Origin of the sequence: Streptomyces sp. NPDC006294 (genome assembly GCF_042870895.1) — a bacterium.
GTDB lineage: Bacteria > Actinomycetota > Actinomycetes > Streptomycetales > Streptomycetaceae > Streptomyces.
In genome coordinates this window covers 256608-269705 of the sequence record NZ_JBIAHV010000010.1, presented here as the reverse complement: position 1 = coordinate 269705, position 13098 = coordinate 256608, and the positions used below count along the sequence as shown (strand labels likewise).

Sequence of the window (13098 nt, the reverse complement as noted above, 5' to 3'; positions counted from 1 at the left end):
GCCGGATGGCCGAGACCCATGTCCTGTTCGTGGAGGACGACGATGTCATCCGCGAGGCCACCCAGCTCGCGCTGGAACGGGACGGCTTCGCCGTCACCGCCGTGCCCGACGGCCTGCTGGGCCTGGAGGCCTTCCGGGCGGACCGGCCGGACATCGCGCTGCTGGACGTGATGGTGCCGGGGCTCGACGGGGTGAGCCTGTGCCGCCGTATCCGCGACGAGTCGACGGTTCCCGTGATCATGCTGTCCGCGCGCGCGGACTCGATCGACGTGGTGCTCGGCCTGGAGGCCGGCGCGGACGACTACGTCACCAAGCCGTTCGACGGCGCCGTGCTCGTCGCCCGCATCCGCGCCGTGCTGCGCCGCTTCGGCCACGCGAGCGGCCCTGCGGGCGACGGTGCCGCGGCGGGGCGGCAGGAGCAGGGCGGGGCGCTCACCTTCGGCGACCTGATGATCGACACCGAGGGCATGGAGGTGCTCAGGGAGGGCCGGCCGGTGTCCCTGACACCGACCGAGATGAGGCTGCTGCTGGAGTTCTCCGCCGTCCCCGGCACCGTGCTCTCCCGCGACAAGCTGCTGGAGCGGGTCTGGGACTACGGCTGGGGCGGCGACACCCGGGTCGTGGACGTCCATGTACAGCGGCTGCGGACGAAGATCGGCCAGGACCGGATCGAGACGGTCCGCGGCTTCGGCTACAAACTCAAGGCGTGAGGCCCGCGGCATGAGACGTCTTGTCCTGCGCACCGGCGTCCGGTGGAAGATCAGCATCGCGATCGCGGCCGTCGGCGCCCTGATCGCGATGGCCCTCAGCCTCGTGGTGCACAACGCGGCCCGGGTCTCCATGCTCGGCAACGCCCGCGACGTGCAGATGGACCGCGTACTGCTCGCCCAGCGCTGGTACGAGACGTCGAAGAACCGGGACCCACGCTTCAACAGCAAGATCAACGACCCGGCGCTGCCCGCCGCGCTGAAGCGGCTGATGCGGGAGAAGCGGCGGGGGTCCTACGTCGAGACGGGCCGCGACGGAACGCCGGAGATCTGGGCGGCCGTGCCCCTGGCCGACGGCGACGTGCTCTCCCTGCACACCTCGTTCGCCGGGCGCAGCGCCGTGATCATGCAGGACCTGGACCGGGCCCTGATCATCGGCTCCGTCTCCGTCGTGCTGGGCGGTTCCGCGCTCGGCGTCCTGATCGGCGGGCAGCTGTCACGCCGGCTGCGCAAGGCGGCCGCGGCGGCGGGCCATGTGGCGGAGGGCAACCACGAGGTGCGGGTGCGGGAGGCGATCGGCGGCGTGGTCCGTGACGAGACCGACGACCTGGCCCGGGCCGTCGACGCGCTGACCGACGCCCTGAACGAGCGCATCGAGGCCGAGCGCCGCGTCACCGCGGACATCGCGCACGAGCTGCGCACGCCCGTCACCGGCCTGCTCACGGCGGCCGAGCTGCTGCCGCCCGGCCGGCCCACCGAGCTGGTGCGGGACCGGGCGCAGGCCATGCGCACGCTGGTGGAGGACGTGCTGGAGGTGGCCAGGCTGGACAGCGCCTCCGAGCGGGCGGAGCTCCAGGAGATCCAGCTCGGCGAGTTCGTCGCGCGCCGGGTGGCCGTCTTCCACCCCGACGCGGAGGTCCGGGTGGTGCACGGCTCCTGGGTCAACACCGACCCGCGGCGGCTGGAGCGCATCCTGGGCAATCTGCTCACCAACGCCGCCAAGTACGGCCAGGGCCCCATCGAGGTCACCGTGGAGGGCCGGGTGCTCCGGGTGCGCGACCACGGCCCCGGGTTCCCGGAGGCGCTGCTGCGGGAGGGGCCGAGCCGATTCCGTACCGGAGCGAGCGACCGTGCCGCCGCGGGTCACGGTCTGGGGCTGACGATCGCGGCGGGGCAGGCCCGGGTGCTGGGGGCGCGGCTGACGTTCCGCAACGCCGCGCCAGAGGGCACGACGCCGCCGGGGCGCTCCGGCGGGGCCGTCGCGGTGCTCTGGCTGCCGGAGCACGCGCCGACGAACACGGGGAGCTTCCCGGTGCTGCAACCGCGGACGGACCGCAGGCCGCGCGGACGGATGCGCTCGCGCGGAAAGGGCTGAGGGCCGAGGGACCGTGAAACGGCCGAGGCCCCGCCCGGGTGGGCGGGGCCGTCGAGCCGGAGGGGTGCCTCAGTCGTACGTCAGAGGTTGACGCCGGCGGAGCGCAGGAACGCCATCGGGTTCAGCGCGGAGCCGTAGTTCGGGGTCGTACGGATCTCGAAGTGCAGGTGCGGGCCGGACGAGTTGCCGGAGTTGCCGGACTTCGCGATGGTCTGGCCGGCCTTGACCTTCGAGCCGATCTTGACGTTGATCTTCGACAGATGCGCGTACTGCGAGTACTTGCCGTTGTTGTGCTTGACCACGACGGCGTTGCCGTACGCGGGGCCGTCGCCGCCGCCGTTCGGGCCGGCCTTGACGACGGTACCGGCGCCGGCGGCCTTGACGGGGGTGCCGATCGGCACGGCGAAGTCCTGGCCGGAGTGCTTGGCGGACCACATGGCGCCACCCTGCGCGAAGCTCGCGGTCAGCGTGTACTTGCTGACCGGCTTGACCCAGGACGGGGTCTTCTTGGCGGGCTTCTTCGCGGCCTTCGCCTTCGCGGCGCTCGCAGCGGCCTTCGCCTTCGCGGCGCTCGCAGCGGCCTTCGCCTTCGCGGCGCTCGCGGCGGCCTTCGCCTTCGCGGCGCTCGCCTGGGCGTCGGCCTGGGCGGCGACGGCGGAAGCGGCGTCCACGACGGCCGGCTTGGCCGCCTTGCCCGCGTCGGCGGAGGCGACACCCGCACCGGCTCCGACAACCATCACGGCACCCATTCCGGCGGCCACGACAGCACCACGGGTACGGAGCACGGACGGGCGGAGCTGGTGGATCATGGTGCGCTTCGACATACGGGAGAACCTCCGGGCATGAATGGACCCGGCACGCTCGCCGGGCTGGCTCCACATTGGTAACCCGAGCCCCCAAGTCGCCTCAAACCCCCCATCTACGACATCCGGTCGTAGCGACGGGAGCGGAAATAGGCCTCTTGACTGCCACGCCCACCCCTGCCGACCACCCGGCGAAGGGGCCGCTTATGCCCCGCTCGAGACGGTTTAACCCCACTTCCAGGCCATGGGGCGGCGGGAACGACGCCCAGCCACTCCCACCGAGGACCCCGGAGGCCGAAGACCCCGGCCCCGGCGACTCCACCGCGTAGGGCAAAACGGATAAACCAGTCACTAACCCGCCTAGTAGACCCCAAATCGCCTGTGCGCCTTGTCACGGAGCGACCCTTCTCGAAGCCCCGGAATCGTGACTCAGGCCACGCGTACGGGCCGTCCGGAAAGGGCCGGTCGCCCCCGTTGAAAAGGGGTTTTACGGTGACCGGGGCCACAAAGAGGAGCCCCGGCATCGCCTGAAAGGCCCATCGCGCGTCCTTCCGGGAAGGCGGCGCTTCCGGGATCCTCCTCGGCATGAGTAGACCCCTGGTTCGTGTACGCCGCCGCGCGCTGCACCGCGCCCGGACCTGGCCCCTCGTCGTCGGGCTCGTCTGCACCCTCACCTGGAGTTCGCCCGCCGGGGCCGGCCCCTCCGACACCGGCCTCAAGGGCGCCCTCGACAAGATCCTCGCCGACCCCCGCATGGACGGCGGGGCGGTGAGCGTCGTGATCGCGGACGCCGCCACCGGTGAACGCCTCTATCAGCGCGACGGCGGGGACCGGCTGATGCCCGCCTCCAACACCAAGCTCGCCACCTCGGCCGCCGCCATGGCCGTCCTGGGCCCCGAGCACCGCTACACCACCGATGTGCTGACCACCGGCCGCCGCGAGGGCTCCACGCTCGTCGGCGACCTGTATCTGCGCGGCAGCGGCGACCCCACGCTGCTCGCGGCGGACTACCGGCGGCTCGCCGCCGACCTCGCCGCATCGGGCGTCGACCGCGTCACCGGACGCCTCGTGGCCGACGACACGCGCTTCGACGACCAGCGCCTGGGCCGCTCCTGGGCGGCCGACGACGAGTCCGCCTACTACTCCGCGCAGATCTCCGCGCTCACCCTGGCCCCCGACACCGACTACGACGCCGGCACCGTTGTCGTGGAGGTCTCCCCGGGAGCCCGGCCCGGCGCCCGCCCCCGGGTGAAGCTGACCCCGCCCACCGACTACGTGCGCCTCGACGTCACCGCCACCACGGTCGCCCAGGACCGCCCGGACACCCTCTCCGTCTCCCGTGAGCACGGCGGCAACACGATCACCGTGAGCGGCGCCGTGCCCGCCGGCGCGAGCACCGCCAAGGAGTGGATCGCGGTCTGGGAGCCGACGGGCTACGCGGCCGCCGTGTTCGCCGACGCGCTGGCCGACCACGGCGTACGGATCTCCGGCAGCCCCCGGCTGGGGCGGCCGACGCCGCCCGGAGCCCGCACGCTCGCCTCGCACCGCTCCATGCCGCTCAAGGAGCTGATGCACCCCTTCATGAAGCTCTCGAACAACATGCACGCCGAGGCGCTCACCAAGACCATGGGCCACGAGGTCTCCGGCCGGGGCGCCTGGGACGCGGGCCTCGCGGCGATCGGCGCCCGGCTGGAGAAGGAGGGCGTCACCACGTCCACGCTCCGCCAGACCGACGGCTCCGGACTGTCACGGATGAACCTGTTCCCCGCCGAGCAGCTCGCTGCCCTGCTCCTCGGCGTCCGCGACGCGCCGTGGTTCGACGACTGGTACGCCTCGCTCCCGGTCGCCTGCGCGCGCGACCGCGCCGTCGGCGGCACCCTGCGCTCCCGGATGTGCGGCACTCAGGCCGCGCTCAACGCCGTCGGCAAGACCGGCTCCCTCACGGGCGCGTCGGCCCTCTCCGGCTACGTCACCGACGCCGGCGGCCGTGAGCTCGTCTACAGCGTCGTCCTCAACAACTACCTCGCCTCCTCGGTGAAGAGCATCGAGGACGCCGTCGTCACCACCCTGGCGTCCTCCGACACTGCTGCGGGCACGATCGTGGCCGCGTCGACCTCGCGTGCCCGCACCGCGGAGCCAGAGGCCTCGCTGGAATGCTCCTGGCTCAAGCCCGCTTCCTGCTGACCGCTGTCGGCACCCGGCACGTCCGGGCACGCGAAAGGGGCGGGCCCCGGACCGTGTGGGTCCGGGGCCCGCCCCGTCACGTCAGCCGGCCGTCAGGGCCGTTACGCGTCCTTCGACAGGTTCGGGCCGGTGCCGCCGGCCGCCTGCTCGATCGGCGGGACGTCCGGCAGAGCCGACTTCTCCTCGCCGCGGAAGGTGAACTTCTTCTCCTCACCCTCGCCCTCGCTGTCCACGACCACGATGTGACCGGGGCGCAGCTCGCCGAAGAGGATCTTCTCCGACAGGATGTCCTCGATCTCGCGCTGGATCGTCCGGCGCAGCGGCCGGGCGCCCAGAACCGGGTCGTAGCCCTTCTTCGCGAGCAGCGACTTGGCCGTGGGGCTGAGCTCGAGGCCCATGTCACGGTCCTTGAGGCGCTCGTCCACCTTGGCGACCATGAGGTCGACGATCTGGATGATGTCTTCCTCGGTGAGCTGGTGGAAGACGACCGTGTCGTCGACGCGGTTGAGGAACTCGGGCCGGAAGTGCTGCTTCAGCTCTTCGTTGACCTTGACCTTCATCCGCTCGTAGTTCGACTTCACATCGCCCTGAGCGGCGAAGCCCAGGTTGAAGCCCTTCGAGATGTCCCGGGTCCCGAGGTTGGTCGTCATGATGATGACCGTGTTCTTGAAGTCCACGACGCGTCCCTGGGAGTCGGTCAGACGACCGTCCTCCAGGATCTGCAGAAGGGAATTGAAGATATCGGGGTGGGCCTTCTCGACCTCGTCGAAGAGGACGACGGAGAACGGCTTGCGGCGCACCTTCTCGGTGAGCTGGCCGCCCTCTTCGTAGCCCACGTATCCGGGGGGCGAACCGAAGAGACGGGAAACCGTGTGCTTCTCGCTGAACTCCGACATGTCGAGGGAGATCAGCGCGTCCTCGTCGCCGAAGAGGAATTCGGCGAGCGTCTTGGAGAGCTCGGTCTTACCGACACCGGACGGGCCGGCGAAGATGAACGAGCCACCGGGGCGCTTCGGGTCCTTCAGACCGGCTCGCGTACGGCGGATCGCCTGCGAGAGGGCCTTGATGGCGTCCTTCTGCCCGATGACGCGCTTGTGGAGCTCGTCCTCCATGCGCAGCAGACGCGAGGACTCCTCCTCGGTCAGCTTGAAGACCGGAATGCCGGTGGCGGTCGCGAGGACCTCGGCGATCAGCTCGCCGTCGACCTCGGCCACGACGTCCATGTCGCCGGCCTTCCACTCCTTCTCCCGCTTGGCCTTCGCCGCCAGCAGCTGCTTCTCCTTGTCGCGGAGTGAGGCTGCCTTCTCGAAGTCCTGGGAGTCGATCGCGGACTCCTTGTCACGGCGGACACCGGCGATCTTCTCGTCGAACTCGCGCAGGTCCGGCGGCGCGGTCATCCGGCGGATGCGCATCCGGGAACCGGCCTCGTCGATCAGGTCGATCGCCTTGTCCGGCAGGAAGCGGTCCGAGATGTACCGGTCGGCCAGGGTGGCGGCCTGGACCAGCGCCTCGTCCGTGATGGAGACCCGGTGGTGGGCCTCGTAACGGTCGCGCAGGCCCTTGAGGATCTCGATGGTGTGCGGCAGCGACGGCTCCGCGACCTGGATGGGCTGGAAGCGGCGCTCGAGCGCGGCGTCCTTCTCCAGGTGCTTGCGGTACTCGTCGAGCGTGGTGGCGCCGATCGTCTGCAGCTCGCCTCGCGCCAGCATCGGCTTGAGGATGCTCGCGGCGTCGATCGCGCCCTCGGCGGCGCCCGCACCCACCAGGGTGTGGAGCTCGTCGATGAACAGGATGATGTCGCCGCGGGTGCGGATCTCCTTGAGGACCTTCTTCAGGCGCTCCTCGAAGTCACCGCGGTAGCGGGAGCCGGCGACCAGCGCGCCGAGGTCGAGGGTGTAGAGGTGCTTGTCCTTGAGGGTCTCGGGCACCTCGCCCTTGACGATGGCCTGCGCCAGGCCCTCGACGACCGCCGTCTTGCCGACGCCGGGCTCGCCGATGAGGACCGGGTTGTTCTTGGTACGGCGGGACAGCACCTGCATGACCCGCTCGATCTCCTTCTCGCGCCCGATGACCGGGTCGAGCTTGGACTCACGAGCGGCCTGGGTGAGGTTCCGGCCGAACTGGTCGAGGACGAGGGAGGTCGAGGGCGTGCCCTCGGCCGGGCCGCCTGCCGTGGCGGCCTCCTTGCCCTGGTATCCGGAGAGCAGCTGGATGACCTGCTGCCGCACCCGGTTGAGATCGGCGCCCAGCTTCACGAGGACCTGGGCGGCGACGCCCTCGCCCTCGCGGATCAGGCCGAGCAGGATGTGCTCGGTGCCGATGTAGTTGTGGCCCAGCTGAAGAGCCTCCCGGAGCGACAGCTCCAGGACCTTCTTGGCACGGGGCGTGAAGGGGATGTGGCCGGACGGGGCCTGCTGGCCCTGACCGATGATCTCCTCCACCTGCTGGCGGACCGCCTCGAGCGAAATCCCGAGGCTCTCCAGGGCCTTAGCGGCGACACCCTCACCCTCGTGGATAAGGCCCAGGAGGATGTGCTCGGTGCCGATGTAGTTGTGGTTGAGCATCCGGGCTTCTTCCTGAGCCAGGACGACAACCCGCCGCGCGCGGTCGGTGAACCTCTCGAACATCGTTAATCGCTCCTCAGAGCGGTCAGGCAGTAAGGGGTCGGTCCCCTCCCTGTCCTTCCGCAGCTTAGTCCCGCAAGCGGGGACCGCTCATTCCAACTGCCGACACCCGTCTGTGGCCTCCTGACCCCTGAACGCCGACAACTGCTCCAACCCGATGGTGCGAGACGATGTTCCCGCAGGCCAAGCAGTTACCCCCACCGCCACTACGCCGATGGCGAACGTGAGACTGCTCTGCAGGCGTGTCGCCCCTCCCCACTAGGGATGTCTTACCCGCCCGCACTGACACTCCATGCGGCGCACCCCCCGCGCCTCAGCTACGGGCGAACAACCTTGCGCCGTTCCACCCGTTCGCGCGCCGCCGATTCCGTGACCGTGTGCGACAGATTCCACACCATCCGTAACTCCCGGGCGGGATCGGGAGTTCCCGTGGCATGTCCTTCACCGTGCCGTCCCCCCGCTCACCCTCCGAGGGCCGCGCCGCGCAGTGGTACCGCGGCGAGCTCGGCTGGGACGCGACGGACGGCAGCCCCGTGCGGCTGGCGACCGGAACCCGGTTCGACGTGCTGGAGCTCCCCGCGGACGCCGGAGCGGCCGCACTGCGCCGGGGGGCCGCCACCGGCCCCGTGGCGCTCTCCGGGGCGACCATGCAGCTGCTGGTGGCCGCGGGCAGCGCGGAAGAGCTGCCCGGGCTGCTCGACTGGCTGGAATGGCGCGGAGTCGGCCTCGAGCTGACCGCCCTCGGCGCGGGCGGAGCGATCACCGCCCCGCCGCCGCCCGGGCATTCCTCTCCGCAGGGAGCCGCCGTGTGGCTGCGCCCCCCTGCGGCGGGGCGCCTGCGTCTGCCGGCCCTCGCCGGACTCGGGGGCAGTGGGGGTGCCCCCGATCTCGTACGGCTGGTGGACACGGCGGCCACGGAGTGCCACCGCGCCCGGCTTATGCGCATGACGCGCACGAATGCGCGAAAGACGCGAGCTCAGCCGTTGGCCTTCTCGTAAGCCTCACGAACCGTGGCAGGGACACGGCCCCGGTCGTTCACCTCAAAGCCGTTGGCCTTCGCCCACGCGCGGATTTCCGCGGTGTCCTTGTTGCCGCCGCCCGCCGCCGCGCGGCCCTTGCCGCGGCCGGTCGCGGCCCGGCCGCCGGTACGGCGACCGCTCTTCGCGTAAGGCTCGAGCAGACTCCGGAGCTTGTCCGCATTGGCGGTGGTGAGGTCGATCTCATAGGTCTTGCCGTCCAGAGCGAACGTCACCGTCTCGTCCGCCTCGCCGCCGTCGAGGTCGTCGACAAGAAGGACCTGAACCTTCTGTGCCACCGGATTTCCTTTCATCGAAAATGCAGTACGCGGAAAGGAAACCGCTTTTCCTTGGAAAACACAAACCCTTGACAGAGGTTCAGAACCGCGAGAACGCGGGAAACGTGCGCGATTCGGACATAGGGATCGCTCTTGCGGCGATCACAGGTGCAGAAGCATCCGGCTGTTGCCCAAGGTGTTCGGCTTCACTCGTTCGAGGCCAAGGAACTCGGCGACACCCTCGTCATAGGAACGCAGGAGCTCCGCGTAGACATCGGTGTCCACCGGCGTCTGCGTCTCTCCGATCTCGACGAAGCCGTGCCGCGAGAAGAAGTCGACTTCGAAGGTGAGGCAGAAAACCCTGCGCACCCCGAGTCGGCGGGCGGTGGCCACGAGCTTCTCGAGAACCCGGCGGCCGATGCCGTGGCCCTTGAAGGCGGGGTCGACGGCGAGAGTGCGGACTTCCGCGAGGTCCTCCCACATGACGTGGAGAGCGCCGCAGCCGACAACCAGGCCGTCCTCGTCGCGTTCGGCGACCCAGAACTCCTGGATGGCTTCGTAAAGCGTCACCGTCGCTTTGTCGAGCAGGATGCCTTCGCCGACGTACGGGTCCACGAGCCGGCGGACGTCCCGCACATCACTCGTCCTCGCCCGCCGGACGGTGAAGGCGTTTGCTGCGGCATAAGGCATGGCCCGACGCTATCGCTCCGCCGGGCCCTGCTCCTCGCCGGGCCCGCTGCCCTGAACCAGGCGCACGGCGGCTTGCAGCGCCTCGCGCTGCTCGGGGGACATCATGCCGAAGAAGGCGACAAGGGCCGCCGCGGGGTTGTCGCTCTTGGACCACGCTTCGTTCATCAGTGCGGCCGAGTACGCGGCGCGCGTGGACACCGCCGTATATCGATAGGCCCGGCCCTCGACTTCCCTGCGGACCCAGCCCTTCTGATGGAGATTGTCCATTACCGTCATGACGGTCGTGTAGGCGATCGACCGTTCCTGCTGGAGGTCTTCCAGGACTTCCCTGACCGTGACCGGCCGGTTCCATTGCCAGATCCGAGTCATGACGGCGTCTTCGAGCTCTCCCAATTGGCGGGGCACATCGCCACCATAGTGGGAGATCGACGATCAAACGACTATTGACGTAACAAAAAGGACGTACGGCGAGATTTCGCCGTACGTCCTGTGCCGTCGGGGACGGTGGTCAGCTGTCGCGCCCGGCCTGCGGGCCGGACTCCGCACGGACCAGCGCCGCGTCCACGGCGGCGTCCTCCTTGGCCTTGTTCGGACCGCCCTGGCTCTTGACGATCGTCACGACCAGACCGATGAAGAAGACGGCCATCACCACGGGGGGCACGAGCGCGGAAACGTAGTCCATGCCTCCAGAGTATCTATCCGGCGGCCCATTGCTCCGGCGGGGGCACGGGCTTACGGCGTGGCGGGAACACTTCCGAGGGCTTCGGCACCGGTCGCTCGTCCGGTTTCGGCTCCGGTTTCGGCTGCGGCCCGGGACTGGGCTTCGGCGCGTCGGCGGCACGGCCGCCCGGCAGCGCGTGGAGCCGGGCGCGGCGGGGTCCGGGCGTGGTCGCGACCGCGCTGGCGGGGACGGACGGCTGCGCCGGCGCCGGGACGGAAACGGCCCGTCCCGCGAGCCGGCTCCGCACCGCCTCCTCCGCCAGCGTCTGACAGCGGCGCAGCACCGCCGCGGCGGCCGGATTGCCGCGCAGCGCGCGCAGCGCCGCCAGATCGTCCGGCCGGGGGGCGTAGCCGGCGGCCAGGGCGTCCTGGAGGCGCTCCAGGTATCCGGCGGCCGTTCCGGGCAGGGCGTCGCGGTAGCGGGCGAGCTCGGCGAGGAGGAACGCCCGCAGCCGGCCTGCCTCGCTAACCGCCTCGTCCACGGAGTCGGCCAGGCGCAAACACTCCCGGACGTCGTCGTCGGCCAGGGGGACGGGGTGAAGGGCGACGGCAAGGGCGCGTCGGAGCACACGCAGCTCGTCCGCACCGAACGCCATGCCGCCACGGGTTCCGTATGGCGTGGGCATGTCCCGACGATACGTCCTAATTGGACAAAATCCTCTTACCACCCCAAACCTGGGCGCGGCGTCTTCCGCGGCGGGGCGCGGTTCGGGGGGCGCGGCCCGGCCTTCTGGTGGGGCCGACCCCGGCACGGGCCGCCCTGACCCGGTCGGCGGGTGCGGCGTCCCCGAGGCAAGCGGGCACGCCGCGCCGGTGGTCAGTACGGGGGCCGGTCCAGGCCCGCGCCAGGCCCGGCCGCGCCCGGAAACGTGCCCCGGTTGCCGACGCCGGCAGGCGTCAGAGGCGGGAGACGTTCCGTTCGTACACCAGCCTCAGCCCGATCAGCGTCAGCCACGGCTCGTGCTCGTCGATCGCCGCCGCCTCCCCCAGCACCATCGGCGCCAGACCCCCCGTCGCGATCACCGTCACGTCGTCCGGGTCCTCCGCCAGCTCGCGCTTCATGCGCTGGACGACGCCGTCCACCTGGCCGGCGAAGCCGTAGACGATGCCGGACTGCATCGCCTCGACGGTGTTCTTGCCGATCACGCTCCGCGGGCGGGCGAGCTCGATCTTGCGCAGTTGGGCGCCCTTGACGCCGAGGGCCTCGACGGAGATCTCGATGCCGGGGGCGATCACGCCGCCCGCGTACTCGCCGCGCGCGCTGACCGCGTCGAACGTCGTGGCCGTGCCGAAGTCGACGACGATCGCCGGCCCCCCGTACAGATCGACCGCGGCGACCGCGTTGATGATGCGGTCCGCGCCGACCTCCTTGGGGTTGTCCATCAGGATCGGCACGCCGGTCTTGATGCCGGGCTCGACGAGGACGGCCGGGACGTCGCCGTAGTAGCGGCGGGTGACCTCGCGGAGCTCGTGCAGCACGGAGGGGACCGTGGAGCAGATCGCGATGCCCTCGATGCCGTCGCCCAGTTCCTCGCCGAGCAGCGGGTGCATGCCCATCAGGCCCTGCAGCAGCACGGCGAGTTCGTCGGCGGTGCGGCGCGGGTCGGTGGAGATGCGCCAGTGCTCGACGATCTCCTCGCCGTCGAAGAGACCCAGAACGGTGTGGGTGTTGCCGACGTCGATGGTGAGCAGCATCAGCGTTCGACCTCGCGGAGGTCGAGGCCGATGTCGAGGATCGGGGAGGAGTGGGTGAGCGCGCCGACCGCGAGGTAGTCGACACCCGTCTCGGCGTACGCGCGGGCGTTGTCGAGCGCGAGGCGGCCGGAGGACTCAAGCATCGCGCGGCCGGCGACGAGCGCGACGGCCTGCTCGGTCTCGGCGGGCGTGAAGTTGTCCAGCAGGATCAGGTCGGCGCCCGCGTCCAGGACCTCGCGGACCTGGTCGAGGGTGTCGACCTCGACCTCGATCGGCAGGTCGGGGAAGCGGTCCCGTACGGCCTTGAACGCCTCGGCGACCCCGCCCGCGGCGATCACGTGGTTGTCCTTGACCAGGGCCGCGTCGGACAGCGACATGCGGTGGTTGACGCCGCCGCCGCAGCGCACCGCGTACTTCTCCAGGGCGCGCAGTCCGGGCGTCGTCTTGCGGGTGTCGCGGACCTTCGCGCCGGTGCCTTCGAGCAGGTCGGCCCAGGCGCGGGTGGCGGTGGCGATGCCGGAGAGCCGGCAGAGGATGTTGAGGGCGCTGCGCTCGCCGGTGAGCAGGTCACGGGTGCCGGCGGTGACGGACAGCAGCTTCTGGCCCGCCTCCACGCGGTCGCCGTCCTCGACGTGCCGCTCGACCTCGAACTCGTTCGTGCAGACGATCGACAGGATGGCCTCCGCGACCCGCAGCCCGGCGACGGTGCCCGCCTCGCGGGCGGTGAAGTCGCCGGTGGCGACGGCGTCCTGGGGGACGGTCGCCATGCTGGTCACGTCGACACCGCCGTCGAGGTCCTCCTCGATGGCCAGGTGCGCGATGTCCTCGACCTGGACGGGGTCGAGTCCGGCCTCGGCGAGCAGCGTGGCGAGCGCGGGGTCGAGACCGCACTCGTACGCCTCCTCGGCGCAGCCGCAGTCGTCTCCGCAGCCACCGCCGGCCGGGGCGCCGATCTGGATCAGCGGTACGTCCACGGGGCTCGGACGTTCATCGGGGGTGCTCACGG

13 protein-coding genes are annotated in these 13098 nt (G+C 70.7%); 4 read left to right on the top strand and 9 right to left on the bottom strand.

The genetic code is table 11. From position 1 onward, the window contains the following. The first annotated feature begins 5 nt into the window (after positions 1–5). Both cseB and cseC read left to right on the top strand, forming a co-directional pair. Complete coding sequence (gene cseB / locus ACFYOP_RS20190) at positions 6–710, top strand: two-component system response regulator CseB (protein WP_356897833.1); 705 nt, start codon at positions 6–8, stop codon at positions 708–710. A gap of 10 nt (positions 711–720) precedes the next feature. Then, positions 721–2082: a two-component system sensor histidine kinase CseC gene (gene cseC / locus ACFYOP_RS20185; RefSeq protein WP_356897834.1), complete on the top strand. Its 1362-nt coding sequence runs from the start codon at positions 721–723 to the stop codon at positions 2080–2082. Positions 2083–2162: 80 nt separating this feature from the next. Here cseC and ACFYOP_RS20180 read toward each other — a convergent pair whose 3' ends face one another. Then, positions 2163–2906: a M23 family metallopeptidase gene (locus tag ACFYOP_RS20180; RefSeq protein ID WP_356897835.1), complete on the bottom strand. Its 744-nt coding sequence runs from the start codon at positions 2904–2906 to the stop codon at positions 2163–2165. A gap of 564 nt (positions 2907–3470) precedes the next feature. On the opposite strand from ACFYOP_RS20180, the gene dacB reads away from it, so the two are divergent. Continuing rightward, complete coding sequence (dacB, locus tag ACFYOP_RS20175; RefSeq protein WP_356897836.1) at positions 3471–5069, top strand: D-alanyl-D-alanine carboxypeptidase/D-alanyl-D-alanine-endopeptidase; 1599 nt, start codon at positions 3471–3473, stop codon at positions 5067–5069. 101 nt (positions 5070–5170) lie between these two features. On the opposite strand, the gene ACFYOP_RS20170 is transcribed toward dacB, so the two are convergent. Next, entirely contained in the window at positions 5171–7696 is a 2526-nt protein-coding gene (locus ACFYOP_RS20170) for an ATP-dependent Clp protease ATP-binding subunit (protein ID WP_356897837.1), read from the bottom strand. Between the two features lie 431 nt (positions 7697–8127). Here ACFYOP_RS20170 and ACFYOP_RS20165 point away from each other — a divergent pair, with 431 nt between their 5' ends. Then, complete coding sequence (locus ACFYOP_RS20165; protein ID WP_356897838.1) at positions 8128–8691, top strand: SCO3374 family protein; 564 nt, start codon at positions 8128–8130, stop codon at positions 8689–8691. On the opposite strand, the gene ACFYOP_RS20160 is transcribed toward ACFYOP_RS20165, so the two are convergent. The 7 genes from ACFYOP_RS20160 to nadC all read right to left on the bottom strand — a co-directional run bounded on the left by ACFYOP_RS20160 (position 8670) and on the right by nadC (position 13096). Continuing rightward, positions 8670–9008 carry an Lsr2 family protein gene (locus tag ACFYOP_RS20160; protein WP_356897839.1) on the bottom strand — a complete coding sequence of 113 codons (339 nt, stop codon included), beginning with the start codon at positions 9006–9008 and terminating at the stop codon, positions 8670–8672. The genes ACFYOP_RS20165 and ACFYOP_RS20160 overlap by 22 nt on opposite strands. A gap of 141 nt (positions 9009–9149) precedes the next feature. Then, positions 9150–9677 carry an amino-acid N-acetyltransferase gene (locus tag ACFYOP_RS20155; protein ID WP_356897840.1) on the bottom strand — a complete coding sequence of 176 codons (528 nt, stop codon included), beginning with the start codon at positions 9675–9677 and terminating at the stop codon, positions 9150–9152. A gap of 9 nt (positions 9678–9686) precedes the next feature. Beyond that, complete coding sequence (locus ACFYOP_RS20150; RefSeq protein ID WP_356897841.1) at positions 9687–10082, bottom strand: BlaI/MecI/CopY family transcriptional regulator; 396 nt, start codon at positions 10080–10082, stop codon at positions 9687–9689. Positions 10083–10185: 103 nt separating this feature from the next. Next, positions 10186–10359 (bottom strand): hypothetical protein, encoded by a 174-nt coding sequence (locus ACFYOP_RS20145; RefSeq protein WP_356897842.1) that lies wholly within the window; start codon positions 10357–10359, stop codon positions 10186–10188. A gap of 13 nt (positions 10360–10372) precedes the next feature. Beyond that, complete coding sequence (locus ACFYOP_RS20140) at positions 10373–10993, bottom strand: hypothetical protein (protein ID WP_356897890.1); 621 nt, start codon at positions 10991–10993, stop codon at positions 10373–10375. Between the two features lie 301 nt (positions 10994–11294). Further along, positions 11295–12092, bottom strand: coding sequence for a type III pantothenate kinase (locus tag ACFYOP_RS20135; protein WP_356897843.1), 798 nt, complete (start codon positions 12090–12092; stop codon positions 11295–11297). Then, positions 12092–13096 (bottom strand): carboxylating nicotinate-nucleotide diphosphorylase, encoded by a 1005-nt coding sequence (gene nadC / locus ACFYOP_RS20130; RefSeq protein WP_356897844.1) that lies wholly within the window; start codon positions 13094–13096, stop codon positions 12092–12094. Before nadC ends, ACFYOP_RS20135 begins: the two co-directional genes overlap by 1 nt. Positions 13097–13098 lie beyond the last annotated feature (2 nt).

Coding starts and splice junctions, on each gene's coding strand:
- cseB (WP_356897833.1), top strand. CDS start 6: ATGGCCGAGACCCATGTCCTGTTCGTGGAGGACGACGATGTCATCCGC.
- cseC (WP_356897834.1), top strand. CDS start 721: ATGAGACGTCTTGTCCTGCGCACCGGCGTCCGGTGGAAGATCAGCATC.
- ACFYOP_RS20180 (WP_356897835.1), bottom strand. CDS start 2,906: ATGTCGAAGCGCACCATGATCCACCAGCTCCGCCCGTCCGTGCTCCGT.
- dacB (WP_356897836.1), top strand. CDS start 3,471: ATGAGTAGACCCCTGGTTCGTGTACGCCGCCGCGCGCTGCACCGCGCC.
- ACFYOP_RS20170 (WP_356897837.1), bottom strand. CDS start 7,696: ATGTTCGAGAGGTTCACCGACCGCGCGCGGCGGGTTGTCGTCCTGGCT.
- ACFYOP_RS20165 (WP_356897838.1), top strand. CDS start 8,128: ATGTCCTTCACCGTGCCGTCCCCCCGCTCACCCTCCGAGGGCCGCGCC.
- ACFYOP_RS20155 (WP_356897840.1), bottom strand. CDS start 9,677: ATGCCTTATGCCGCAGCAAACGCCTTCACCGTCCGGCGGGCGAGGACG.
- ACFYOP_RS20145 (WP_356897842.1), bottom strand. CDS start 10,359: ATGGACTACGTTTCCGCGCTCGTGCCCCCCGTGGTGATGGCCGTCTTC.
- ACFYOP_RS20140 (WP_356897890.1), bottom strand. CDS start 10,993: ATGGCGTTCGGTGCGGACGAGCTGCGTGTGCTCCGACGCGCCCTTGCC.
- ACFYOP_RS20135 (WP_356897843.1), bottom strand. CDS start 12,092: ATGCTGCTCACCATCGACGTCGGCAACACCCACACCGTTCTGGGTCTC.